Below are 24,225 nucleotides of genomic sequence, written 5' to 3'. Positions count from 1 at the left end.
AGAGGAGCGCGATGTTACGGAATTTGTCATGCAGCGGCCAGTAGAGGTGGGCTGAGATGTGCGTTGTATGTGATTCCGGCGCGGCACAATCCGAGTAAATTTGCCATCATGTCGATTCCACCTGTGGAGACCCCGACCATGCCGCTACGCCCCCTCATTGCCGTGCTCCTGCTGGCCTCCAGTGTCTCGGCCCAGGCAGCTACCGAAGTACTGCCCCTGCAGCATCGCAGCACGGCCGAGTTGCTGCCGAGCGCTCAGTCTTTCCTGGGCAAGGACGGCACCGTCAGCGCCTTCGAAGACAAACTCATCGTCAACGCCAGCGCCGAGCGCATCGCCGAGCTGCGTAGCCTGCTGCAGCAACTCGATACCATGCCCCGGCGGTTGCTGATCAGCGTGGACACCGATGACAGCAACTACCAGGACACCCGCGGCAATGCGCGGATCATCCAGTATGGCACCGGCAATCGCGAGGGAGGCCTGCAGCAGGTGCGTGCCAGCGAAGGGCAGCCTGCCCTGATCCAGACAGGCCAGAGCATCCCCGTGACCAGCACCTCCAGCGACAGTTACGGTCGCGTGCAAAGCGATACCCGGTACCGCAACGTGACCCAGGGTTTCTACGTCACGCCCACGGTGACCGGCGATACGGTCAGGCTGCAAATCAGCACGAACAACGACCGAATGAGCCGCGAACGCCAGGATGTAGTGAATGTTCAGAGCACCGACACAACAGTCACCGGTACGCTCGGCCAGTGGATCGAACTGGGGGGGTACAACCAGCAAAGCCAGGCCAAGATCGACCCTTCCAGCCATACCTACAGCACGCAGCGCGGGGAAAACATGACCTTGCGGGTAAAAGTCGACCTCGTCGACTGAGCCCAGGGCCTTCGCGGCTTCGACCGAAGGCCTCGAAAATGACCAAAGAGTCGTCTTAGACCAAAGATGTAGTGGGTATAAAAAAGCACTACAAATCGTTTGACAGGATAATTTGGCCAGGGGCATGATGGCCCCGCTCCCGCTGATCAGGGGCCTGACCAGGCCCTGTGGAGCGTCCTCTCGCCACCCCGGAGGCGCTTCGTGTCCACACCGCCCACAAGGCCGTTCGACGAGCGTGCGAGTGCGACCCGGAAGTCGTTTCGAGGGATGGATGAGCTCCACTGCAGCATCGGCACTTCGGCGCTCGCCAGGCATTCATCTGCCCGGCAGGCCTCCTGGCTCCGATCCGCGCCCCTCCCTCGTGCCTTCTCGTTCGCCTCACGCCTGCCGCAAGGACAGTTCGCTCCTGATCGGGCACCTGGGCATCAGCACAATTACCTTCAAGATCGATGCGACGAGGTTCATTTCCATGGCACAGACACGCGAACAGCAAATTGCAGCCCTCGAGAAAGACTGGGCGGAAAACCCGCGCTGGAAAGGCGTGACCCGTACCTATACCGCCGCCGATGTCGTTCGCCTGCGCGGCTCCTTGCAGCCGGAGCACACCCTGGCCCGCCTGGGCGCCGAAAAACTGTGGAAACTGGTCACCGAGGGCGCGCACCCCTCCTTCCGCCCGGAAAAAGATTTCGTCAACTGCATGGGCGCCCTCACCGGCGGCCAGGCCGTGCAGCAGGTCAAGGCCGGCATCCAGGCCATCTACCTGTCCGGCTGGCAGGTCGCAGCCGACAACAACTCGGCCGAGTCCATGTACCCCGACCAGTCGCTGTATCCGGTCGACTCGGTGCCCACCGTGGTCAAGCGCATCAACAACGCCTTCCGCCGCGCCGACCAGATCCAGTGGAAAGCCGGCAAGAACCCGGGCGATGCCGGTTATGTGGATTACTTCGCGCCCATCGTCGCCGACGCCGAAGCCGGTTTCGGTGGCGTGCTCAACGCCTATGAACTGATGAAGAACATGATCGAGGCCGGTGCGGCGGGCGTGCACTTCGAAGACCAGCTGGCCTCGGTGAAGAAGTGCGGCCACATGGGCGGCAAGGTGCTGGTACCCACCCAGGAAGCCGTGCAGAAACTGGTGGCCGCCCGCCTGGCAGCGGACGTCTGCGGCGTGCCGACCATCATCCTGGCACGGACCGACGCCAACGCTGCCGACCTGCTGACCAGCGACTGCGATCCCTACGATCAACCCTTCGTGGTCGGTGAGCGCACCCGCGAAGGTTTCTACAAGGTGCGTGCCGGCCTGGACCAGGCCATCGCCCGGGGCCTGGCCTATGCGCCCTACTCCGACCTGATCTGGTGCGAGACTGCCAAGCCCGACCTGGACGAGGCGCGTCGGTTCGCCGAAGCGATCAAGAAGGAATATCCGGACCAGCTGCTGTCGTACAACTGCTCGCCATCCTTCAACTGGAAAAAGAACCTGGACGACGCCACCATCGCCAAATTCCAGCGCGAGCTGTCGGCCATGGGCTACAAGCACCAGTTCATCACCCTGGCCGGCATCCACAACATGTGGCACGGCATGTTCAACCTGGCGCACGACTACGCCCGCAACGACATGACCGCCTACGTGAAGCTGCAGGAGCAGGAATTCGCCGACGCCAACAAGGGCTACACCTTCGTGGCACACCAGCAGGAAGTGGGCACCGGCTACTTCGATGACATGACCACCGTGATTCAGGGCGGCGCTTCGTCGGTGACCGCGCTCACCGGCTCGACCGAGGAAGAACAGTTCCACTGATCGGCTCGACCCGTCCAGAGAGCCCGAGGCGTGCGAGCGCCTCGGGCTTTTTCGCAGGCGCAGCCCAGGGAGTGGAACGCTGATAGCGCCATGCACCGGTCCCGATGAGCGCCGAGTGTGCCCAGACCCTCGCCGACCTGCGCCGCCGCGCAGCCCACCCTCCCCGCATATCCCGTCTATGCTTGAACTCAACCGCCAAAGCATTGATCCAGAGCGCTATCCGTTGGAGAAAAAACCGGTAGAACAGGAGTCTTTCGCATTTGCAAGTGCCCGTGGGGGTGCGGACAACTTCGAAGGCCTCGTTACTACCAAGTTAAAGGATCACGCCCTAAACGATATTAATTATCATTACGGAACTTGCAATTCATTACCACTTGCAAGAAACATAATTGAGAATTCAGCTGCAATGCCCGAATCTCAAGGCCTTCAGCCAGTTACGCGCCGATCGCGTGGTAACTGCGGCGCATAAATTTGCTTCGGAAATTTTACTTGCCGCAGGTTTACCCATAAAATCAGCGAGATTGATTCAGCTGCGACATTTGGTCACTGCACCCGCGACAAGGCGTCGCCGCTCTACTTATTTCAGACTGCAGAGCTGGGTCTCTGTATAAGGATTACAAGCATGTCCGATTCGGCAGGACTCATCGCCCACAACTGGGGCTTTGCCATCTTCCTCCTGGGTGTCGTCGGCCTGTGCGCCTTCATGCTCGGCCTGTCCAGCCTGCTCGGTAGCAAGGCCTGGGGTCGCGCCAAGAACGAACCCTTCGAATCCGGCATGCTGCCCGTCGGCAGCGCCCGCCTGCGCCTGTCCGCCAAATTCTATCTGGTCGCGATGCTGTTCGTGATCTTCGATATCGAAGCCCTCTTTCTCTTTGCATGGTCTGTGTCCGTCCGCGAAAGCGGCTGGACCGGATTCGTCGAAGCACTCGTTTTCATAGCAATTCTGTTGGCAGGTCTTGTCTACCTATGGCGCGTCGGAGCCCTTGACTGGGCACCCGAAGGTCGTCGCAAGCGGCAAGCGAAGCTGAAACAATGAGGCTTTGGCAATGCAATACAATCTCACCAGAATCGATCCGGATGCCCCCAACGAGCAATACCCGGTAGGCGATCGGGAAACCGTCACCGACCAGTTGCTCGAGGACCAGGTCCACAAGAACATCTTCATGGGCAAGCTCGAAGATGTGTTGCGCGGCGCGGTCAACTGGGGTCGCAAGAACTCCCTGTGGCCGTACAACTTCGGCCTGTCCTGCTGCTACGTGGAAATGACCACGGCCTTCACGGCGCCCCACGACATCGCCCGCTTCGGTGCCGAAGTCATCCGGGCTTCGCCGCGCCAGGCCGACTTCATGGTCGTCGCCGGCACCTGCTTCATCAAGATGGCGCCGATCATCCAGCGCCTCTACGAGCAGATGCTCGAACCCAAGTGGGTCATCTCCATGGGTTCGTGCGCTAATTCCGGCGGCATGTACGACATCTACTCGGTCGTTCAGGGGGTCGACAAGTTCCTCCCCGTGGACGTCTACGTGCCGGGCTGCCCGCCGCGCCCCGAGGCATTCCTGCAAGGCTTGATGCTGCTGCAGGAATCCATCGGCCAGGAGCAACGCCCGCTTTCCTGGGTGGTGGGCGATCAAGGCATCTACCGTGCCGAGATGCCGGCCCAGAAGGACCTGCGTCGCGAACAGCGTATCGCGGTAACCAACCTGCGCAGCCCCGACGAAGTCTGATCCAGCGATCTGCCGCCCACTCCCGAGGGAGTCGGCGGCCTGGCTTCATTCTCTACGTTGACTCAAAGCGACCGAGACCATGACAGCGGACACCGCTATTTATATTCCGCCTTACAAGGCTGACGACCAGGATGTGGTCGTCGAACTGCACACCCGTTTTGGCGCCGACGCGTTCGTCGCCCAGGAGACCCGTACCGGCATGCCGGTGCTGTGGGTCAAGCGTGCCCAACTGCGGGACGTGCTGTCCTTCCTGCGCCACGTGCCCAAGCCCTACAGCATGCTGTACGACCTGCACGGCGTCGACGAGCGCCTGCGCACCCAGCGTCGCGGCCTGCCTGCGGCCGATTTCAGCGTGTTCTACCACCTGCTGTCGGTCGAGCGTAACAGCGACGTGATGATCAAGGTGTCGCTCAGCGAAGGTGACCTAAACCTGCCGTCGGTGACCGGTATCTGGCCCAACGCCAACTGGTACGAACGCGAAGTCTGGGACATGTTCGGCATCGATTTCGCCGGCCACCCGCACCTGTCGCGCATCCTCATGCCGCCGACCTGGGAAGGTCACCCGCTGCGCAAGGACTTCCCGGCTCGCGCCACCGAGTTCGACCCCTACTCGCTGAACCTTGCCAAGCAACAGCTGGAAGAGGAGTCGGCGCGCTTCAATCCTGAAGCCTGGGGCATGAAGCGCCAGGGTGCGAACGAGGACTACATGTTCCTCAACCTCGGCCCCAACCATCCCTCTGCCCACGGCGCCTTCCGTATCGTCCTGCAACTGGACGGCGAAGAGATCGTCGACTGCGTCCCGGACATCGGCTACCACCACCGTGGTGCCGAGAAGATGGCCGAGCGCCAGTCCTGGCACAGCTTCATTCCCTACACCGACCGCATCGACTACCTGGGCGGGGTGATGAACAACCTGCCCTACGTGCTGGCGGTGGAAAAGCTCGCCGGCATCCAGGTGCCGCAGAAGGTCGACGTGATTCGCGTCATGCTCGCCGAGTTCTTCCGCATCACCAGCCACCTGCTGTTCCTGGGCACCTACATCCAGGACGTCGGTGCCATGACCCCGGTGTTCTTCACCTTCACCGACCGTCAGCGCGCCTACACGGTGATCGAGGCCATCACCGGCTTCCGCCTGCACCCGGCCTGGTATCGCATCGGTGGCGTCGCCCACGACCTGCCGCGCGGCTGGGACAAGCTGGTCAAGGACTTCGTCGAGTGGCTGCCCAAGCGCCTGGACGAATACACCAAGGCGGCCCTGCAGAACAGCATCCTCAAGGGCCGTACCATCGGCGTGGCCGCCTACAACACCCAGGAAGCGCTGGAGTGGGGCACCACCGGTGCCGGCCTGCGTTCCACCGGTTGCGATTTCGACCTGCGCAAGGCGCGCCCCTACTCCGGTTACGAGAACTTCGAGTTCGAGGTACCGCTGGCGCACAACGGCGATGCCTACGACCGCTGCATGGTCCGCGTGGAGGAGATGCGCCAGAGCATCCGCATCATCGACCAGTGCCTGCGCAACATGCCCGAAGGCCCGTACAAGGCGGATCACCCGCTGACCACGCCGCCGCCTAAGGAGCGCACCCTGCAGCACATCGAGACCCTGATCACCCACTTCCTGCAAGTCTCGTGGGGCCCGGTGATGCCGGCCAACGAGTCGTTCCAGATGATCGAGGCGACCAAGGGTATCAACAGTTACTACCTGACGAGCGACGGCGGCACCATGAGCTACCGCACCCGGATCCGTACGCCGAGCTACCCGCACCTGCAGCAGATCCCCTCGGTGATCAAAGGCAGCATGGTCGCGGACCTCATCGCCTACCTGGGCAGTATCGACTTCGTTATGGCTGACGTGGACCGCTAAGCATGAACAGCACGCTTATCCAAACCGACCGTTTCGCCCTGAGCGAAACCGAGCGCTCGGCCATCGAGCACGAGATGCACCACTACGAGGACCCGCGCGCGGCGTCCATCGAAGCCCTGAAGATCGTGCAGAAGGCACGCGGCTGGGTGCCGGACGGCGCCATTCATGCGATTGGCGAAATGCTCGGTATTCCTGCCAGCGACGTCGAGGGCGTGGCCACCTTCTACAGCCAGATATTCCGCCAGCCCGTAGGCCGGCACATCATCCGCGTGTGCGACAGCATGGTCTGCTACATCGGCGGCCATGAATCGGTCGTCGGCCAGATCCAGAGCGAGCTGGGCATCGGCCTGGGCCAGACCACCGCCGACGGGCGCTTCACCCTGTTGCCGGTGTGCTGCCTGGGCAACTGCGACAAGGCCCCGGCGCTGATGATCGACGACGACACCTTTGGCGACGTGCAGCCTGCCGGCGTGGCCAAGCTGCTGGAGGGTTACGCATGACCATCACATCCTTCGGTCCGGCCAACCGCATCGCGCGCACGGCCGAAACCCACCCGCTGACCTGGCGCCTGCGTGACGACGCCGAGCCGGTATGGCTGGCCGAGTACGAATCGAAGAACGGCTATGCCGCTGCCCGCAAGGCGCTGGCGCAGATGTCGGCTGACGAGATCGTGCAAAGCGTCAAGGACTCCGGCCTCAAGGGCCGTGGTGGCGCTGGCTTCCCCACCGGTGTGAAGTGGGGGCTGATGCCCAAAGACGAATCCATGAACATCCGCTACCTGCTGTGCAACGCGGATGAGATGGAACCCAACACCTGGAAGGACCGGATGCTGATGGAGCAACAGCCCCATCTGCTGATCGAGGGCATGCTGATCAGCGCCCGTGCCTTGAAGGCCTACCGCGGCTACATCTTCCTGCGCGGCGAATACACCACCGCGGCAAAGCACCTCAATCGCGCCATCGACGAGGCCAAGGCCGCCGGCCTGCTGGGCAAGAACATCCTGGGCAGCGGCTTCGACTTCGAGCTGTTCGTCCACACCGGCGCAGGCCGCTACATCTGCGGCGAAGAAACCGCGCTGATCAACTCGCTCGAAGGCCGCCGCGCCAACCCACGTTCCAAACCGCCCTTCCCCGCCGCCGTCGGCGTCTGGGGCAAGCCGACCTGCGTGAACAACGTCGAAACCCTGTGCAACGTGCCGGCCATCGTCGCCAACGGCAACGACTGGTACAAGTCGCTGGCCCGCGAAGGCAGCGAAGACCACGGCACCAAGCTGATGGGCTTCTCCGGCAAGGTCAAGAACCCGGGCCTGTGGGAATTGCCATTCGGCGTCACCGCCCGCGAGCTGTTCGAAGACTACGCAGGCGGCATGCGCGATGGCTTCCGGCTCAAGTGCTGGCAGCCCGGCGGCGCCGGTACCGGTTTCCTGCTGCCCGAGCACCTGGACGCGCAGATGTACGCCGGCGGCATCGCCAAGGTCGGTACCCGCATGGGCACCGGCCTGGCCATGGCGGTCGACGACAGCGTCAGCATGGTCTCGCTGCTGCGCAACATGGAGGAGTTCTTCGCCCGGGAATCCTGTGGCTGGTGCACCCCCTGCCGCGACGGCCTGCCCTGGAGCGTGAAGATGCTGCGCGCCCTGGAAAAAGGTCAGGGCCGCGCCGAGGACATCGAGACCCTGCTGGGCCTGGTCAACTTCCTCGGCCCTGGCCGCACCTTCTGTGCTCACGCACCGGGTGCGGTCGAGCCACTGGGCAGCGCCATCAAGTATTTCCGTGCCGAGTTCGAGGCCGGTGTCGCGCCTGCCAGCGCTAGCGACACCTTGCGCCCGAACCTGGGACAGCCGATCACGGTCGGCGCATAACAAGATGAACGCGGGTGGTCCGTGCCACCCGCCAGCCTGACGGCCGGCCCGAGACTTTGCGGCGTGCCACAGGCTCACCGATTTCCATTAGCCACGCCTGCTCACGCGGGCCAACGAAGAACTTTGAACCATGGCCACTATCCACGTAGACGGCAAAGCGCTCGAAGTCAACGGTGCGGACAACCTGTTACAGGCCTGTCTGTCACTCGGCCTCGACATCCCCTATTTCTGCTGGCACCCGGCGCTCGGTAGCGTCGGCGCCTGCCGGCAGTGCGCGGTCAAGCAGTACACCGACGAAAACGACACCCGTGGTCGCATCGTCATGTCCTGCATGACCCCAGCCTCCGACGGCACCTGGATCTCCATCGAGGATGAAGAATCCAAGGCGTTTCGCGCCAGCGTCGTCGAATGGCTGATGACCAACCACCCGCACGACTGCCCGGTGTGCGAGGAAGGGGGTCACTGCCACTTGCAGGACATGACGGTGATGACCGGCCACAACGAGCGCCGCTATCGCTTCAGCAAACGCACGCACCAGAACCAGGACCTCGGCCCGTTCATCGCCCACGAGATGAACCGTTGCATCGCCTGCTATCGCTGCGTGCGTTACTACAAGGACTACGCAGGCGGTACCGACCTGGGCGTCTACGGCGCCCATGACAACGTGTACTTCGGTCGCGTCGAAGACGGCGTGCTGGAAAGCGAGTTCTCCGGCAACCTGACCGAGGTCTGCCCCACCGGCGTGTTCACCGACAAGACCCACTCCGAGCGCTACAACCGCAAGTGGGACATGCAGTTCGCCCCGAGCATCTGCCATGGCTGTTCCAGCGGCTGCAACATCAGCCCCGGTGAGCGCTATGGCGAACTGCGCCGCATCGAGAACCGCTTCAACGGCTCGGTGAACCAGTATTTCCTGTGTGACCGCGGCCGCTTCGGCTACGGCTACGTCAACCGCAAGGACCGTCCACGCCAGCCGTCGCTGGCCGACGGCAGCACACTGGGCCTGGATGCGGCGCTGGACAAGGCCGCCGACCTGCTGCGCGGGCGCACCATCGTCGGCATCGGCTCGCCGCGTGCCAGCCTTGAAAGCAACTACGGGCTGCGCGAGCTGGTTGGCGCGGACTACTTCCATACGGGCATGGAAGCGGGCGAGCTGGCCCGCGTGCGATTGGTGCTCGACGTGCTCAATCGCAGCCCGCTGCCGGTGCCGACCCTGCGCGACATCGAAGACCACGACGCGGTGTTCGTGCTCGGCGAGGACCTGACCCAGACCGCCGCCCGCGTCGCCCTGGCCGTACGCCAGGCCACCAAGGGCAAGGCCCAGGCCATGGCCGAAGGCATGAAAGTGCAGCCTTGGCTGGACGCTGCGGTGAAGAACATCGGCCAGCACGCGCTGTATCCGTTGTTCATCGCTTCGCTGGCCGAGACCAAACTCGACGACGTCGCCGAAGAGTGCGTTCACGCCGCACCCGCCGACCTCGCGCGCCTGGGCTTCGCCGTGGCTCACGCCATCGACCCGAGCGCCCCGGCCGTGGCCGGCCTGGACGCCGAGGCGCAGGCACTGGCGCAACGCATCGCCGATGCCCTGGTAGCGGCGCAGCGTCCGCTGGTCATCGCCGGCACCTCGCTGGCCGACCCTGCCCTGATCGAGGCGGCGGCCAACATCGCCAAGGCGCTGAAACTGCGCGAGAAGAACGGCTCGTTGAGCCTGGTGGTACCCGAGGCCAACAGCCTGGGCCTGGCGATGCTGGGCGGTGACTCCGTTGATGCGGCGCTGGACGCCGTCATCAGCGGCAAGGCCGACGCCATCGTGGTGCTGGAGAACGATCTGTACGCCCGCGTGCCGGCCGCCAAGGTCGACGCCGCCCTGGCGGCCGCCAAGGTGGTGATCGTCGCAGACCATTCCAGGACCGCCACCAGCGAACGCGCGCACCTGGTGCTGCCTGCGGCGTCCTTCGCCGAGGGCGATGGCACCCTGGTCAGCCAGGAAGGCCGCGCCCAGCGCTTCTTCCAGGTCTTCGACCCGCAGTACCTGGACAGCAGCATCCAGATCCACGAAGGCTGGCGCTGGATGCACGCGCTGCGTGCCACCCTGCTGAACAAACCGGTGGACTGGACGCAGCTGGACCACGTCACCGACGCCTGCGCTGCGGCTGCACCGCAACTGGCCGCGATCGTCAACGCCGCGCCTAGCGCCGCGTTCCGCATCAAGGGCCTGAAGCTGGCGCGCGAGCCGCTGCGCTATTCGGGCCGCACCGCCATGCGCGCCAACATCAGCGTGCACGAACCACGGGCCCCACAGGACAAGGACACTGCCTTCGCCTTCTCCATGGAAGGCTATTCCGGGTCGGCCGAGCCGCGCCAGCAGGTGCCGTTCGCCTGGTCGCCGGGCTGGAACTCGCCGCAGGCCTGGAACAAGTTCCAGGACGAGGTGGGTGGCCACCTGCGTGCCGGTGACCCCGGGGTGCGTCTGATCGAGCCCCAGGGCGATGGCCTGAGCTGGTTCGACGCCATCCCGGGCGCGTTCAATCCGGCCCGTGGCACCTGGACCGCGGTACCCTTCTTCCACCTGTTCGGCAGCGAAGAGAGCTCGTCGCGCGCAGCGCCGGTGCAGTCGCGCATTCCGGCCGCCTACGTGGGGCTGGCCAAGTCCGAGGCCGACCGCCTGGGGGTCAACGATGGCGCCCTGCTGAGCCTGACCGTGGGCGGCGTGTCCCTGCGCCTGCCGCTGCGCATCAACGAAGCCCTGGGCGCTGGCCTGGTGGCGCTGCCGAAAGGCCTGGCTGGCATTCCGCCCGCCATCTTCGGTACACCCGTCGAAGGCCTGCAGGAGGCAGCACAATGAGCTGGTTCACCCCCGAAGTGATCGATGCGATCCTCGCCGTGCTGCGTGCCATCGTGGTGCTGCTGGCGGTGGTGGTCAGCGGCGCCCTGCTCAGCTTCGTCGAGCGCCGTCTGCTCGGCTGGTGGCAGGACCGCTACGGCCCGAACCGGGTCGGGCCGTTCGGCATGTTCCAGATCGCCGCCGACATGCTGAAGATGTTCTTCAAGGAAGACTGGAACCCTCCCTTCGTCGACCGGGTGATCTTCACCCTGGCACCGGTGGTGGCGATGAGCGCGCTGCTGATCGCCTTCGTGGTCATTCCGATCACCCCGACCTGGGGCGTCGCCGACCTGAACATCGGCCTGCTGTTCTTCTTCGCCATGGCCGGCCTGTCGGTCTACGCTGTGCTGTTCGCCGGCTGGTCGTCGAACAACAAGTACGCCCTGCTCGGCAGCCTGCGGGCCTCGGCGCAGACAGTGTCGTACGAGGTGTTCCTGGGCCTGGCGCTGATGGGCGTAGTGGTGCAGGTGGGCTCGTTCAACATGCGCGACATCGTCGAGTACCAGGCGCAGAACCTGTGGTTCATCATTCCGCAGTTCTTCGGCTTCTGCACCTTCTTCATCGCCGGCGTCGCCGTGACTCACCGTCACCCGTTCGACCAGCCGGAAGCGGAGCAGGAACTGGCCGACGGCTACCACATCGAGTATGCGGGGATGAAATGGGGCATGTTCTTCGTCGGTGAGTACATCGGCATCATCCTCATCTCGGCGCTGCTGGTCACCCTGTTCTTCGGCGGCTGGCACGGCCCGTTCGGCATCCTGCCGCAACTGTCGTTCCTGTGGTTCGCGCTCAAGACCGGCTTCTTCATCATGCTGTTCATCCTGTTGCGCGCCTCGATTCCGCGCCCGCGCTATGACCAGGTGATGGACTTCAGCTGGAAGTTCTGCCTGCCGCTGACCCTGATCAATTTGCTGGTGACCGCTGCGATCGTGCTCTACAACACGCCAGCCGTCGCGGCCCAGTGAGGATTTGACCCATGTTCAAGTATATCGGCGACATCGTTAAGGGCACCGGCACTCAGCTGCGCAGCCTGGCTATGGTGTTTTCCCACGGGTTCCGCAAGCGCGACACCCTGCAGTACCCCGAAGAACCCGTGTACCTGCCGCCCCGCTACCGCGGCCGCATCGTCCTGACCCGCGACCCCGACGGCGAAGAACGCTGCGTGGCCTGCAACCTGTGCGCGGTAGCCTGCCCGGTCGGCTGCATCTCGTTGCAGAAGGCCGAAACCGACGACGGCCGCTGGTACCCGGAGTTCTTCCGCATCAACTTCTCGCGCTGCATCTTCTGCGGCCTGTGCGAGGAAGCCTGCCCGACTACCGCGATCCAGCTCACGCCAGACTTCGAAATGGCCGAGTTCAAGCGTCAGGACCTGGTGTACGAAAAGGAAGATCTGCTGATCTCCGGCCCCGGCAAGAACCCTGACTACAACTTCTACCGCGTCGCGGGGATGGCGATCGCCGGCAAGCCCAAAGGCGCCGCGCAGAACGAAGCCGAGCCGATCAACGTGAAGAGCTTGCTCCCATAAGGACAGAAAGATGGAATTCGCTTTCTACTTCGCATCGGGCATCGCCGTGGTCTCCACCCTTCGGGTGGTGACCGGGACCAATCCTGTGCACGCGCTGCTGTACCTGATCATCTCGCTGATTTCGGTGGCGATGATTTTCTTCGCCCTCGGCGCGCCCTTCGCTGGCGCCCTGGAAGTGATCGCCTACGCTGGCGCCATCATGGTGCTGTTCGTATTCGTGGTGATGATGCTCAACCTGGGGCCGGCCTCGGTCGCCCAGGAGCGCGGCTGGCTCAAGCCCGGTATCTGGGGCGGGCCGGTGATTCTCGCCGCGCTGCTGCTGGCCGAGTTGCTGTACGTGCTGTTCGTCACCCCGAGCGGTGCGGCCATCAGCGGCACCACCATCACCCCGAAGCAAGTGGGTGTCAGTCTGTTCGGCCCCTACCTGCTGGTGGTCGAACTGGCCTCGATGCTGCTGCTGGCGGCAGCCGTCACCGCCTTCCACCTGGGCCGCAACGAGGCGAAGGAGTAAATCATGGGTGCTATCCCTCTCGAACATGGTCTGGCGGTCGCCGGGATCCTGTTCTGCTTAGGTCTGGTCGGCCTGATGGTCCGGCGCAACATCCTCTTCGTGCTCATGAGCCTGGAAGTCATGATGAACGCCTCCGCACTGGCGTTCGTCGTCGCCGGCGCGCGTTGGGTGCAACCCGATGGCCAGGTGATGTTCATTCTGGTGATCAGCCTGGCAGCCGCCGAGGCCAGTATCGGCCTGGCGATCCTGCTGCAGTTGTATCGCCGCTTCCACACTCTCGACATCGATGCTGCCAGTGAGATGCGCGGATGAACCTTCTCTTCCTGACTTTCGTCTTTCCCCTGATCGGCTTCCTGCTGCTGTCGTTTTCCCGCGGGCGCTTCTCGGAAAACCTGTCGGCACTGATCGGCGTCGGCTCGGTAGGTCTGTCTGCCGCCACCGCCGCCTACGTGATCTGGCAGTTCAACGTCGCCCCGCCCGCCGGTGGCGCCTACAGCCAACTGCTGTGGCAGTGGATGTCGGTGGACGGCTTCGCACCGAACTTCACCCTGTACCTGGACGGCCTGTCGGTCACCATGTTGGGCGTGGTCACCGGCGTGGGCTTCCTGATCCACCTGTTCGCCTCCTGGTACATGCGCGGCGAAGCCGGTTACTCGCGCTTCTTCTCGTACACCAACCTGTTCATCGCCAGCATGCTGTTCCTGATCCTGGGCGACAACCTGCTGTTCATCTACTTCGGCTGGGAAGGCGTGGGCCTGTGCTCGTACCTGTTGATCGGTTTCTACTACAGCAACCGCAACAACGGTAACGCGGCGCTCAAGGCGTTCATCGTCACCCGCATCGGCGACGTGTTCATGGCCATCGGCCTGTTCATCCTGTTCGCCCAGTTGGGTACGTTGAACGTGCAGGAGCTGCTGGTGCTGGCGCCGCAGAAATTCAAGGCCGGCGACACCTGGATGGTGCTCGCTACCCTGATGCTGCTGGGCGGTGCGGTCGGCAAATCGGCGCAGCTGCCGCTGCAGACCTGGCTGGCCGATGCGATGGCCGGTCCTACCCCGGTCTCGGCGCTGATCCACGCCGCGACCATGGTCACCGCAGGCGTCTACCTGATCGCCCGGACCCATGGCCTGTTCACCCTAGCGCCCGAGGTCCTGCACCTGGTCGGCGTGGTCGGTGGCGTGACCCTGGTGCTGGCGGGCTTCGCCGCCCTGGTGCAGACCGACATCAAGCGCATCCTGGCCTATTCGACCATGAGCCAGATCGGCTACATGTTCCTCGCCCTGGGCGTGGGTGCCTGGGATGCCGCGATCTTCCACCTGATGACCCACGCCTTCTTCAAGGCCCTGCTGTTCCTGGCGTCCGGTGCAGTGATCGTGGCCTGCCACCATGAGCAGAACATCTTCAAGATGGGTGGTCTGTGGAAGAAGCTGCCGCTGGCCTACGCCAGCTTCGTAGTGGGGGGCGCGGCCCTGGCGGCCCTGCCGATCCTCACCGTCGGCTTCTACTCCAAGGACGAAATCCTCTGGGAGGCCTTCGCCAGCGGCCACAGCAACCTGCTGTACGCCGGCCTGGTGGGCGCGTTCATGACCTCGCTGTATACCTTCCGCCTGATCTTCATCGCCTTCCACGGCGAAGCCAAGACCGAAGCCCATGCCGGCCACGGCATCAGCCACTGGCTGCCGCTGGGCGTGCTGATCGTGCTGTCGACCTTCGTCGGCGCCTGGATCCATCCACCGCTGGCCGGTGTGCTGCCCGAGAGCGCCGGTCACGCCGGTGGCGCCGCCAAACACTCGCTGGAAATCGCCTCGGGCGCCATCGCCCTGGCCGGTATCCTGCTGGCCGCGGTGCTGTTCCTGGGCAAGCGCCGCCTGGTCACGGCCATCGCGCAAAGCGGCCCTGGTCGCTTCCTGTCGGCCTGGTGGTTCGCGGCCTGGGGCTTCGATTGGCTGTACGACAAGCTGTTCGTCAAACCTTACCTGCTGATCAGCCATCTGCTGCGCAAGGATCCGGTTGACCGCGGTATCGGCCTGATTCCTCGCATGGCGCGCGGCGGCCACGTTGCCATGAGCAAGACCGAGACCGGTCAGCTGCGCTGGTACACCGCCTCCATCGCCATCGGTGCCGTGCTGGTACTCGGCGCCGTGGTGGTGGCTGCGGCATGACCATGAATATTGCGAACCTCGCGAACCTTGCGACTCTGCGAAAGGAAACGAACCCGTCATGATTCTGCCTTGGCTGATCCTGATCCCCTTCATCGGCGGCTTCCTGTGCTGGCTGGCTGAGCGCTTCGGCGCCACTCTGCCGCGCTGGATCGCGCTGCTGACCATGTCCCTGCTGCTGGGCATCGGCCTGTGGCTGTGGGCCACCGGCAACTACACCCTGGCCCCTGCTCCGGGCGCCGAGCCCGCCTGGGCACTGGAGTTCAAGGTCCAGTGGATCCAGCGCTTCGGCATCAGCCTGCACCTGGCGCTGGACGGCCTGTCGCTGCTGATGATCCTGCTCACCGGCCTGCTCGGCCTGCTGTCGGTGCTGTGCTCGTGGAACGAGATCCAGCGCCACGTGGGCTTCTTCCACCTCAACCTGATGTGGATCCTGGGCGGTGTGGTCGGCGTGTTCCTGGCCCTGGACCTGTTCCTGTTCTTCTTCTTCTGGGAAATGATGCTGGTGCCGATGTACTTCCTCATCGCGCTCTGGGGTCACAGCTCGGCCGATGGCAAGAAGACCCGGATCTACGCGGCGACCAAGTTCTTCATCTTCACCCAGGCCAGCGGTCTGATCATGCTGGTGGCGATCCTCGGCCTGGTGCTGGTGAACTACAACACCACCGGCATCATCACCTTCAACTACAGCGACCTGCTCAAGGCGCAGTTGCCTGCCGGGGTCGAGTACCTGCTGATGCTGGGCTTCTTCATCGCCTTCGCGGTGAAGCTACCCGTGGTGCCCTTCCACTCCTGGCTGCCGGACGCCCACGCCCAGGCGCCGACCGCCGGTTCCGTGGACCTGGCCGGTATCCTGCTGAAGACCGCGGCCTATGGCCTGCTGCGCTTCGCCCTGCCGCTGTTCCCCAACGCCTCGGCGGAGTTCGCGCCGATCGCCATGACCCTGGGCCTGATCGGCATCTTCTACGGTGCCTTCCTGGCCTTCGCGCAGACCGACATCAAGCGCCTGATCGCCTTCTCCAGCGTCTCGCACATGGGCTTCGTGCTGATCGGCATCTATTCCGGCAGCCAGCAGGCGCTGCAAGGCGCGGTGATCCAGATGCTGGCCCACGGCTTGTCCGCCGCGGCGCTGTTCATCCTCTCCGGTCAGCTGTACGAGCGCCTGCACACCCGTGACATGCGCCAGATGGGCGGCCTGTGGCACCGTATCGCCTACCTGCCGGCCATCAGCCTGTTCTTCGCGGCGGCTTCGCTGGGCTTGCCCGGCACCGGCAACTTCGTCGGCGAGTTCCTGATCCTGATCGGCAGCTTCGCCCATGTGCCGTGGATCACCGTGATCGCCACCACCGGTCTGGTGTTCGGTTCGGTCTATTCGCTGATCATGATCCACCGCGCCTACTTCGGCCCGAGCAAGGGCGACAGCGTGCTGGCCGGCATGGACGCGCGCGAGCTGATCATGGTGCTGGGCCTGGCGGTGCTGCTGGTGGTGCTGGGCGTTTATCCGCAGCCATTCCTGGACACTTCTGCCGCCACCATGAGCGGTGTGCAGCAGTGGCTCGGCTCCGCTTTCACTCAACTCGCTTCGGCCCGGTAAGAGCGCTATGGAATTCACCACTCAACACTTCATCGCATTGGCGCCGATGCTGATCACCACCCTGACCACGGTGGTGGTGATGCTGGCGATCGCCTTCAAGCGCAACCATTCGCAGACCTTCCTGCTGTCCACCGTGGGGCTGAACCTAGCCCTGCTGTCGATTTTGCCGGCGCTGAAGGTCGCGCCCCTGGCCGTGACCTCGTTGGTGACCATCGACAAGTTCGCCTGCCTGTACATGGCGATCGTGCTGGTGGCCACCCTGGCCTGCGTCACCCTCGCCCACGCCTACCTCGGCGAAGGCTCGAAAGGTTTCCCGGGCAACCGTGAAGAGCTGTACCTGCTGTTGCTGATGTCTGCCCTCGGCGGCCTGGTGCTGGTCAGCGCCAACCACCTGGCCGGCCTGTTCATCGGCCTGGAGCTGCTGTCGGTACCGGTCTACGGGCTGGTGGCGTACGCCTTCTTCAACAAGCGCTCGCTGGAGGCCGGCATCAAGTACATGGTGCTCTCGGCGGCCGGCTCCGCGTTCCTGCTGTTCGGCATGGCGCTGCTGTATGCCGACGCCGGCAGCCTGACCTTCGACCAGTTGGGCAAGGCCCTGGCCGCGACCAGCCTGCCGAGCCTGCTGGCGCAACTGGGCCTGGGCATGATGCTGGTGGGCCTGGCGTTCAAGCTGTCGCTGGTGCCCTTCCACCTGTGGACCCCGGACGTGTACGAAGGCGCCCCGGCGCCAGTGGCCGCGTTCCTGGCCACGGCCAGCAAGGTCGCGGTGTTCGCCGTGGTCGTGCGCCTGTTCATGCTCTCCCCGGCCGCCAGCAGCGGCGTACTGAGCACGGTCCTGGCGGTGATCGCGGTGGCTTCGATCCTGGTTGGCAACCTGCTGGCGCTGACCCAGAGCAACCTCAAGCGACTGCTGGGTTACTCCTCCATCGCCCACTTCGGCTACCTGGTCATCGCGCTGGTGGCCAGCCAAGGCCTGGCCATGGAAGCCATGGGCGTGTACCTGGTCACCTATGTGATCACCAGCCTCGGCGCCTTCGGCGTGATCACGCTGATGTCCTCGCCCTACGCGGGTCGCGACGCCGATGCGCTGTACGAGTACCGCGGCCTGTTCTGGCGCCGTCCGTACCTGACCGCCGTGCTGACGGTGATGATGCTGTCGCTGGCCGGCATCCCGCTCACCGCCGGCTTCATCGGCAAGTTCTACATCATCGCCACGGGCGTGCAGTCGCACCTCTGGTGGTTGGTGGGGGCACTGGTGATCGGCAGCGCCATCGGTGTGTACTATTACCTGCGGGTCATGGTGACGCTGTACCTGGCCGAGCCGAACCTGCGCCGCCATGACGCGCCCCTGGGTTGGGAGCAGCGTGCCGGTGGTGTGATGCTGCTGGCGGTGGCGGTGCTGGCCTTCGTGCTGGGCGTCTACCCACAGCCGCTGCTGGACCTGGTCCAGCAAGCCGGATTGCATCTGGCGGGTTGATGCCCTGGCAGCAACGAAAACACCCCGCCTCGGCGGGGTGTTTCGTTTCCAGCGCTGCGGTCCGTCCACGCCTCAGGTGCTGCTGGCCCGGTCCTTCGCCGGGCATTGCGCCCGGTACAGGTTCAACGCGGTATTGATGATGCCGATGTGGCTGAAGGCCTGGGGGAAGTTGCCCAGCATGCGACCATCGGCCGGGTCATACTGCTCGGCCAGCAGCCCGACGTCGTTGCACAGGCCGCTCAGGTGCTCGTAGAGCGCCTGCGCCTGTGCCTGTCGACCCAGCAGCACGTAAACGTCGGCCAGCCAGAACGAGCAGACCAGGAAGGTGCCTTCTCCCGGCGTCAGGCCATCGCTGCCGCTGTCGGTGTCGTAACGTAGCAACAGCCCGTTCTTCAGCAAGCGTTGCTCGATCTGCTCCAGCGTGCGCAGGAAGCGCGGATCGTCGGCAGGCAGGAATCCGGTCAGGGCGATCTGCAACAGGCTGGCGTCGACATCCGCCGAACCGTAAGCCTGGACGAAATACTGCCCGCTCGGATCCATGCCCTGCTCGCACACCTGGCGGTGGATCTGCTCGGCCACCTTCCGGTAATGCCGGCTCTGTTCACCGCCTTCCTCAGTGGTCTGCGCCAGACTCGCGGCCCGGTCGAACGCGACCCACGCCATGACCTTCGAGTGGACGAAATGCTGACGCCCGCCGCGCACTTCCCAGATGCCTTCGTCCGTTTCACGCCAGATGCTTTCCACGTACGGCATGATCAGGCGTGAAATGGCGGCGCTGCGCGGATGACGGGGCAGACCGCCCTTGATCGCCTGGCTCATGGCATCGGCCACTTCCCCATAGATGTCCAACTGGCGTTGGGCGGACGCCGCGTTGCCGACTCGCACCGGGCTGGATTGCTCGTAACCGCTTAGCCAAGGCAGGGTGTACTCGCCCAGGTCCCGCTCTCCGCCAAGGCCGTACATGATCTGCATCTGCTCGGGGTTGCCGGCCACCGAGCGCAACAGCCATTCACGCCAGGCCTGGGCCTCGTCGAAGTAACCCAGGTTCATGAACGCCAGCAGCGTCATGGTGGCGTCACGTAGCCAGCAGAAGCGGTAATCCCAGTTGCGCTCGCCGCCGATGCGCTCGGGCAGCGACGTGGTGGCCGCCGCCACGATGCCGCCGGTGGGGGCGTAGGTGAGCGCCTTGAGGGTCAGCAGTGATCGGCGCACCAGTGCACTGTTGGGGCCGATGTCCGGGCAGCGTGCGGCGAACGCCTGCCAGTGGGCGATGGTATCGGTGAGCGCCTGGTCGGCGTCGAAGTCCGCGCCGTTGGGCAAGTGCGACGGCTCGTGGCGCAGGGCGAACACCTGTCGTTCGCCAGCCGCCACCCGAAAACGGCAGACGCTGTGATGATCCATGGCATGCAGGCCCACCGTGCTGCGCAGGATCAACCTGTCGGGACCTGCCACCGCGCTGAGGCTCAACGGGTCCAGGCGTTCCACCCAGGGGACGCTGCGGCCATAGTCGAAGCGCATCACCAGGTCCAGTTCGAAAGCCGTCTGGCCCGATATGCCCTCGACGATCCGCAGCACCGCGTTCTGCTCGCCCATCGGCATGCAGTCCAGCACCCGCGCCTGGCCGGTGGCGGTGGTCCACACCGTTTCGAGCACCAGGGTGTCCTCCAGGTAACGCCGCGTACAGCGCTGCACCGGATCGCTTGGCGCCAGGCGCCAGCGCCCGTTTTCCTCATTGCCGAGCAAGGCGGCGAACACCGCAGGGGCGTCGAAACGCGGCAGGCACAGCCAGTCGATCGAGCCATCGCGGCTGACCAGGGCGGCGCTGCGGCAATTGCCGAGCATGGCGTAGTCTTCGATGTGCGCGGGCATTGAGGTTCCTCGATAGCGCTTCGGTTCGTTGAGGATGTGACCACGCCGAGGGCAGCTTTGCGCCATCGTGTGACGGCGCGTGCGCGACAACCGGGCAAACCCTGCAGCACGTCAAGGACGCGCAGCCTGGCCGGTGGCACACTACGCACTGTCGTCTGCAACCGTGAAGGATCACCCGTCCCATGTCCTCCGACCTGCTGCTGGTTCTCGGCCTGCTCGCCGTCGTCGTCACGCTGTTCATCGTCAACCGCCCACGCATGGATGTGGTCGCGTTGCTGGTGATCCTGTTCCTGCCATTGTCCGGGATTCTCACCGTGGAACAGGCCCTGGCCGGCTTCAGCGACCCGAACGTGGTGCTGATCGCCGCGTTGTTCGTCATCGGCGAAGGCCTGGTGCGCACGGGTGTCGCCTACCGCATCGGCGAATGGATGAGCGAACGGGCCGGACGCAGCGAAGCGCGCCTGCTGGTGCTGTTGATGGTCGCGGTGGCCGGTCTGGGTTCGGTGATGAGCTCCACGGGCGTGGTCGCGATCTTCATTCCCGTGGTGCTGAGCATTGCCGCACGGCTGAAGCTGTCGCCTTCTCGGCTGATGATGCCGCTGAGCTTCGCGGGCCTGATCAGCGGCATGCTCAGCCTGGTGGCGACCCCGCCCAACGTGGTGGTGCATGGCGAACTGGTTCGCCATGGCCTGCCAGGCTTCACCTTCTTCAGCTTCACCCCGTTCGGTGGGGTGATACTGGTGCTGGGCATCGGCTATATGCTGTTGACCCGGCACTGGCTGCGTGGCGACGTGCGCAAGGACGGTCGCCCTGAAAGTCGACGCACCCTGCTCGACCTGGTCGTTGACTACAAGCTCGGCGGGCGCGAACGCCGGCTGCGCATCCGCCCGCATTCGCCGTTGATCGGCCACACCCTCGGCGAGCTGGAGCTGCGTACACGCCACGGTGCCAACGTGGTCGGTATCGAGCGCCAGCACAAGTTCACCACTCGAGTGATCGCCGCCGACTCCGGTACCGTGCTGCATCAGGGCGATGTGCTATTGCTCGACCTGTTCGCCAACCATGACGACCTGCGCAGCCTGTGCCAATCCATGCAACTGGAGCCGCTGCGCTTGAAGGCCGCCTACTTCATCGACCAGTCCCAGGAGATCGGCATGGCCGAGGTCTCGCTGCCACCCGGCTCGGCGCTGATCGGCAAGAACGTGCTGCAACTGGCCTTTCGCAGCCGCTACGGTCTGAACGTGGTGGGGTTGCGCCGTGATCGCACGGCGGTCGAGGGCCAGCTGGTCGAGGAAAAGCTGCGCCTGGGCGACACGCTACTGGTCATCGGTCCGTGGAAGGCGGTGCGCCAGTTGCAGGCCGAGCCCCAGGATTTCATCGTGCTCAGCCTCCCGGCAGAAATCGACCAGGTGGCGCCGGCCCGCGCGCGGGCGCCCTATGCGCTGATGAGCCTGGCGGTGATGGTCGTGCTGATGGTCAGCGCGGCGGTGCCCAATGTCATCGCTGCCTTGATCGGCTGCCTGCTGATGGGCGCAGGCCGCTGCATCGACATGAACAGCGCCTACCGGGCCATCCATTGGCAGAGCCTGGTATTGATCGTCGGCATGCTGCCCTTCGCCCTGGCGCTGCAGCAGACCGGCGGCATCGACCTGGCGGTGACCGGCCTGGTCGATCTGCTGGGCGATGCCGGGCCGACCGCCATCCTCGCCTGCCTGTTCATCCTCACCGCACTGATCGGGCTGTTCATCTCCAACACCGCCACCGCCGTGCTCATGGCGCCTGTGGCGATCAGCACGGCGCAGCAGCTGGGCATGTCGCCTTATCCGTTCGCCATGACCGTGGCACTGGCCGCCTCAGCCGCGTTCATGACCCCCGTGTCCTCGCCGGTCAATACCCTGGTGCTGGGTCCGGGACACTACCGGTTCGCTGATTTCGTCAGGGTGGGCGTGCCCTTCACGCTGCTGGTGATAGGGGTGAGCCTGGTCATGGTGCCGTGGTATTACGGGATGTAGTGATCGTGCGTAGCACATCGTCTCGCAGCAGGCTATCTCCGGGGATTGCGACCAAATAATACCCAATTGACATCAATCGACGCGTTGAACCACACTTCACACCCTGTGCCCCAGGTGTTGCCGCCGTCGTCCTGGCCTACCTATTCGCTTGTGGTCGAGCCCATGGTGTTCCTAGCCCAGTCGCGTCTGCTGCCCCCACTGCTGCTGTTCGGTCTGACCTTCGCGCTGACCCTGGGCGGCATTCTGGCTCGACCGATCGAATCGCTGTCGCTGTTCTGGCCCGTCAATGCCGTACTGGCCGGCGTGCTGCTGCGCCATCACCGCCACGCCAACGTCACGGGTATCGTGCTCATCTACCTGGGCATGGTCGGTGCCGATCTGCTGTGCGGCAGCCAATGGCGGCCGGCGCTGTGGTTGAACCTGTGCAACCTGGGCGCCGTCGTCACGTTCTGGCGCCTGCTGGCCAACCTCCCACGGCGCCATCGCCGACTGCGCACCCCTCATGGGGTGGTGCGCACATTCGCGGCCTGCGGCGCGGGAGCGATGGTAGCTGCCTCGCTTGCCTGCCTGATGGCCAGCCCCTGGTTCGAGCAGTCGCTCACCTCCACCTGGCTGGCCTGGTTCAGCGAGCAGTTCTCCACCAGCGTACTGGTGCTGCCGATCATGCTCACGTTCCCGTCCCTGGCTGCCCTGCTGCGCAGCCGCGGGCAACGCATCGCGCTTTCCCCTTTGCTGATGCTGCTGGCTTCACTGGTGGTGAGCCTGATCTTCGGCGGCCCCGGGGCGATCGCTTTTCCAATTTCGGCGTTGCTGTGGTGTGCGTTGAGCTACTCGCCGTTCCTGCTGTCGCTGCTGACCCTGATCGCGGGCAGTACCTTGATCGTGGCAGTGGCGCAGGACCTCATGCATTTCAGCATGCCGCAGAGCGAGGTCGGCGTGACCGCACTGATGTCCGCGCGCCTGGGCATCGCCATGCTGGTGCTCGGCCCTCTGGTGGTGGCCTGCGTCAGCAATGCCAATCGTGCGCTGCTGGCGCGGCTGGAACACCAGGCCAGCTTCGATCACCTCACCGGCGTACTCACCCGCAGTGCGTTCACGCGAAAGGCCAATGCGCTGCTGGAGGCGCATCGTCAGCATCCGGATCGACCCGCGCTGACGCTGATGATGCTCGACATCGATCACTTCAAGGCCATCAACGACCGGCACGGCCATGCCGCTGGCGACCAGGTGCTGCGTGAGTGTGCTCAGGCCCTGCAAGCGCAGTTGCACGATGGCGAACTGTTCGCACGCCTGGGCGGCGAAGAATTCGCCATCGTGATACCTGGCCTGGCGCCGGCGCAGTCGGGTTTCACTGCCGAACGCCTGCGTCGCGCCGTACAGGAGCTGCAAATAGCGGGAGGCGTTGCCCCGTTGCGCGTGACCGTAAGCATCGGTATCAGCGGTTGCAGCGAACAGCGGCCGATGGTCGATCTCGATGCGCTTCTGCTCGACGCCGACAAAGCCCTGTACCGGGCCAAGGCGCAGGGCCGTAATCGGGTCGAAGCGGCTCAGCGACAGGTAATGTGAAGCGGCGTCATGCAACGCCGCGCGGGGGTAGTCGGCGAGACCGCGGCAGGTGCCATGCGGCAACATCCCTGTACAAAATCTGCTCAATCTGACAAGGCCCGCCGCCTACCTGGCTTCCAGCGCTTTATCCACAGAGATGCCCACTTTTTCTGTGGACAGATTTCCCATCTCGCATGAGGCGTTATCGTACGGAAGTCGGTACTAAAGCCCCTTCAGCAGGGCTCGAAACGTGTCGACGCAGCGCAGCCCGTCTCCCAGGGAAGACAGGCTCACGTGGCACTACGAGGGGTGGGGAGGGGTACGGATCAGCTCGGCGGAATGGTGCCGAGCAGGCCGATGAGAATTGTCAGCAGCAGGAATCCGCCCAGGAAAAACGCAAGCTTGCCCATTGGAACCTCGACACGGTAGGGACTGATGGCGCGGCTGCATCGCGGGAATGGGGTGCAGCCTCGCGTGCCCGTCCGTCGCAGCCTGCACGGCGGGGCACAAGCGATATTTTCCCGCCTCGACTGAT

General features: G+C 64.4%; 18 protein-coding genes. 17 read left to right on the top strand and 1 reads right to left on the bottom strand.

Going from position 1 to position 24,225, the window contains the following annotated elements; all coding sequences use genetic code 11:
* The first annotated feature begins 138 nt into the window (after positions 1 to 138).
* From IAE34_RS13160 to nuoN, 15 genes are all read left to right on the top strand, one after another.
* A complete protein-coding gene (locus tag IAE34_RS13160) occupies positions 139 to 873 on the top strand; it encodes a secretin N-terminal domain-containing protein (RefSeq protein WP_200139395.1) in 735 nt (244 codons plus the stop codon).
* A 469-nt stretch (positions 874 to 1,342) separates the two neighbouring features.
* On the top strand, positions 1,343 to 2,668 hold the full coding sequence (aceA, locus tag IAE34_RS13155) for an isocitrate lyase (protein WP_200139394.1): 1,326 nt from the start codon (positions 1,343 to 1,345) through the stop codon (positions 2,666 to 2,668).
* A gap of 622 nt (positions 2,669 to 3,290) precedes the next feature.
* Complete coding sequence (locus IAE34_RS13150; protein WP_003251427.1) at positions 3,291 to 3,704, top strand: NADH-quinone oxidoreductase subunit A; 414 nt, start codon at positions 3,291 to 3,293, stop codon at positions 3,702 to 3,704.
* 10 nt (positions 3,705 to 3,714) lie between these two features.
* Complete coding sequence (locus tag IAE34_RS13145) at positions 3,715 to 4,392, top strand: NuoB/complex I 20 kDa subunit family protein (protein WP_200139393.1); 678 nt, start codon at positions 3,715 to 3,717, stop codon at positions 4,390 to 4,392.
* 79 nt (positions 4,393 to 4,471) lie between these two features.
* Entirely contained in the window at positions 4,472 to 6,253 is a 1,782-nt protein-coding gene (gene nuoC, locus IAE34_RS13140) for an NADH-quinone oxidoreductase subunit C/D (RefSeq protein WP_200139392.1), read from the top strand.
* A gap of 2 nt (positions 6,254 to 6,255) precedes the next feature.
* Entirely contained in the window at positions 6,256 to 6,753 is a 498-nt protein-coding gene (gene nuoE / locus IAE34_RS13135; RefSeq protein ID WP_200139391.1) for an NADH-quinone oxidoreductase subunit NuoE, read from the top strand.
* Positions 6,750 to 8,114: an NADH-quinone oxidoreductase subunit NuoF gene (gene nuoF / locus IAE34_RS13130; RefSeq protein ID WP_200139390.1), complete on the top strand. Its 1,365-nt coding sequence runs from the start codon at positions 6,750 to 6,752 to the stop codon at positions 8,112 to 8,114. Before nuoE ends, nuoF begins: the two co-directional genes overlap by 4 nt.
* Before the next feature lie 130 nt (positions 8,115 to 8,244).
* The gene (gene nuoG, locus IAE34_RS13125; protein ID WP_200139389.1) at positions 8,245 to 10,959 is read left to right on the top strand and encodes an NADH-quinone oxidoreductase subunit NuoG; all 2,715 of its coding nucleotides are present in this window, start codon (positions 8,245 to 8,247) and stop codon (positions 10,957 to 10,959) included.
* Positions 10,956 to 11,963, top strand: a complete 1,008-nt coding sequence (gene nuoH, locus IAE34_RS13120; protein ID WP_200139388.1) for an NADH-quinone oxidoreductase subunit NuoH — start codon at positions 10,956 to 10,958, stop codon at positions 11,961 to 11,963. The genes nuoG and nuoH overlap by 4 nt, the downstream gene beginning before the upstream one ends.
* Positions 11,964 to 11,974: 11 nt before the next feature.
* Positions 11,975 to 12,523 carry an NADH-quinone oxidoreductase subunit NuoI gene (gene nuoI / locus IAE34_RS13115; RefSeq protein WP_023534793.1) on the top strand — a complete coding sequence of 183 codons (549 nt, stop codon included), beginning with the start codon at positions 11,975 to 11,977 and terminating at the stop codon, positions 12,521 to 12,523.
* A gap of 10 nt (positions 12,524 to 12,533) precedes the next feature.
* Entirely contained in the window at positions 12,534 to 13,034 is a 501-nt protein-coding gene (gene nuoJ / locus IAE34_RS13110; RefSeq protein WP_200139387.1) for an NADH-quinone oxidoreductase subunit J, read from the top strand.
* Between the two features lie 3 nt (positions 13,035 to 13,037).
* A complete protein-coding gene (gene nuoK, locus IAE34_RS13105; RefSeq protein ID WP_003251446.1) occupies positions 13,038 to 13,346 on the top strand; it encodes an NADH-quinone oxidoreductase subunit NuoK in 309 nt (102 codons plus the stop codon).
* Positions 13,343 to 15,196: an NADH-quinone oxidoreductase subunit L gene (gene nuoL / locus IAE34_RS13100; protein ID WP_200139386.1), complete on the top strand. Its 1,854-nt coding sequence runs from the start codon at positions 13,343 to 13,345 to the stop codon at positions 15,194 to 15,196. Before nuoK ends, nuoL begins: the two co-directional genes overlap by 4 nt.
* Before the next feature lie 58 nt (positions 15,197 to 15,254).
* A complete protein-coding gene (gene nuoM / locus IAE34_RS13095) occupies positions 15,255 to 16,787 on the top strand; it encodes an NADH-quinone oxidoreductase subunit M (protein ID WP_200139385.1) in 1,533 nt (510 codons plus the stop codon).
* 7 nt (positions 16,788 to 16,794) lie between these two features.
* Positions 16,795 to 18,264, top strand: coding sequence for an NADH-quinone oxidoreductase subunit NuoN (gene nuoN, locus IAE34_RS13090; RefSeq protein ID WP_200139384.1), 1,470 nt, complete (start codon positions 16,795 to 16,797; stop codon positions 18,262 to 18,264).
* A 72-nt stretch (positions 18,265 to 18,336) separates the two neighbouring features.
* Here nuoN and IAE34_RS13085 read toward each other — a convergent pair whose 3' ends face one another.
* Complete coding sequence (locus IAE34_RS13085; protein WP_200139383.1) at positions 18,337 to 20,133, bottom strand: glycoside hydrolase family 15 protein; 1,797 nt, start codon at positions 20,131 to 20,133, stop codon at positions 18,337 to 18,339.
* Between the two features lie 182 nt (positions 20,134 to 20,315).
* Between IAE34_RS13085 and IAE34_RS13080 the strand changes: the two genes are divergently transcribed.
* Positions 20,316 to 22,145: an SLC13 family permease gene (locus IAE34_RS13080; RefSeq protein WP_200139382.1), complete on the top strand. Its 1,830-nt coding sequence runs from the start codon at positions 20,316 to 20,318 to the stop codon at positions 22,143 to 22,145.
* Between the two features lie 162 nt (positions 22,146 to 22,307).
* Entirely contained in the window at positions 22,308 to 23,711 is a 1,404-nt protein-coding gene (locus IAE34_RS13075) for a GGDEF domain-containing protein (protein WP_200139381.1), read from the top strand.
* Positions 23,712 to 24,225 lie beyond the last annotated feature (514 nt).

It is taken from the genome of Pseudomonas sp. S30, assembly GCF_016518545.1.
Classification (GTDB): domain Bacteria; phylum Pseudomonadota; class Gammaproteobacteria; order Pseudomonadales; family Pseudomonadaceae; genus Aquipseudomonas.
The sequence above is the reverse complement of the archived record's forward strand: the minus strand, read 5'-3'. Positions and strand labels throughout refer to the sequence as shown.

Bases quoted from the DNA above. Each gene is read 5' to 3' on its own strand.
- aceA (WP_200139394.1), top strand. From the start codon at position 1,343: ATGGCACAGACACGCGAACAGCAAATTGCAGCCCTCGAGAAAGACTGG.
- nuoN (WP_200139384.1), top strand. From the start codon at position 16,795: ATGGAATTCACCACTCAACACTTCATCGCATTGGCGCCGATGCTGATC.
- nuoH (WP_200139388.1), top strand. From the start codon at position 10,956: ATGAGCTGGTTCACCCCCGAAGTGATCGATGCGATCCTCGCCGTGCTG.
- nuoJ (WP_200139387.1), top strand. From the start codon at position 12,534: ATGGAATTCGCTTTCTACTTCGCATCGGGCATCGCCGTGGTCTCCACC.
- nuoL (WP_200139386.1), top strand. From the start codon at position 13,343: ATGAACCTTCTCTTCCTGACTTTCGTCTTTCCCCTGATCGGCTTCCTG.
- nuoC (WP_200139392.1), top strand. From the start codon at position 4,472: ATGACAGCGGACACCGCTATTTATATTCCGCCTTACAAGGCTGACGAC.
- IAE34_RS13080 (WP_200139382.1), top strand. From the start codon at position 20,316: ATGTCCTCCGACCTGCTGCTGGTTCTCGGCCTGCTCGCCGTCGTCGTC.
- IAE34_RS13075 (WP_200139381.1), top strand. From the start codon at position 22,308: ATGGTGTTCCTAGCCCAGTCGCGTCTGCTGCCCCCACTGCTGCTGTTC.
- nuoM (WP_200139385.1), top strand. From the start codon at position 15,255: ATGATTCTGCCTTGGCTGATCCTGATCCCCTTCATCGGCGGCTTCCTG.
- nuoF (WP_200139390.1), top strand. From the start codon at position 6,750: ATGACCATCACATCCTTCGGTCCGGCCAACCGCATCGCGCGCACGGCC.
- nuoK (WP_003251446.1), top strand. From the start codon at position 13,038: ATGGGTGCTATCCCTCTCGAACATGGTCTGGCGGTCGCCGGGATCCTG.
- IAE34_RS13150 (WP_003251427.1), top strand. From the start codon at position 3,291: ATGTCCGATTCGGCAGGACTCATCGCCCACAACTGGGGCTTTGCCATC.
- IAE34_RS13145 (WP_200139393.1), top strand. From the start codon at position 3,715: ATGCAATACAATCTCACCAGAATCGATCCGGATGCCCCCAACGAGCAA.
- nuoG (WP_200139389.1), top strand. From the start codon at position 8,245: ATGGCCACTATCCACGTAGACGGCAAAGCGCTCGAAGTCAACGGTGCG.
- nuoI (WP_023534793.1), top strand. From the start codon at position 11,975: ATGTTCAAGTATATCGGCGACATCGTTAAGGGCACCGGCACTCAGCTG.
- IAE34_RS13160 (WP_200139395.1), top strand. From the start codon at position 139: ATGCCGCTACGCCCCCTCATTGCCGTGCTCCTGCTGGCCTCCAGTGTC.
- nuoE (WP_200139391.1), top strand. From the start codon at position 6,256: ATGAACAGCACGCTTATCCAAACCGACCGTTTCGCCCTGAGCGAAACC.
- IAE34_RS13085 (WP_200139383.1), bottom strand. From the start codon at position 20,133: ATGCCCGCGCACATCGAAGACTACGCCATGCTCGGCAATTGCCGCAGC.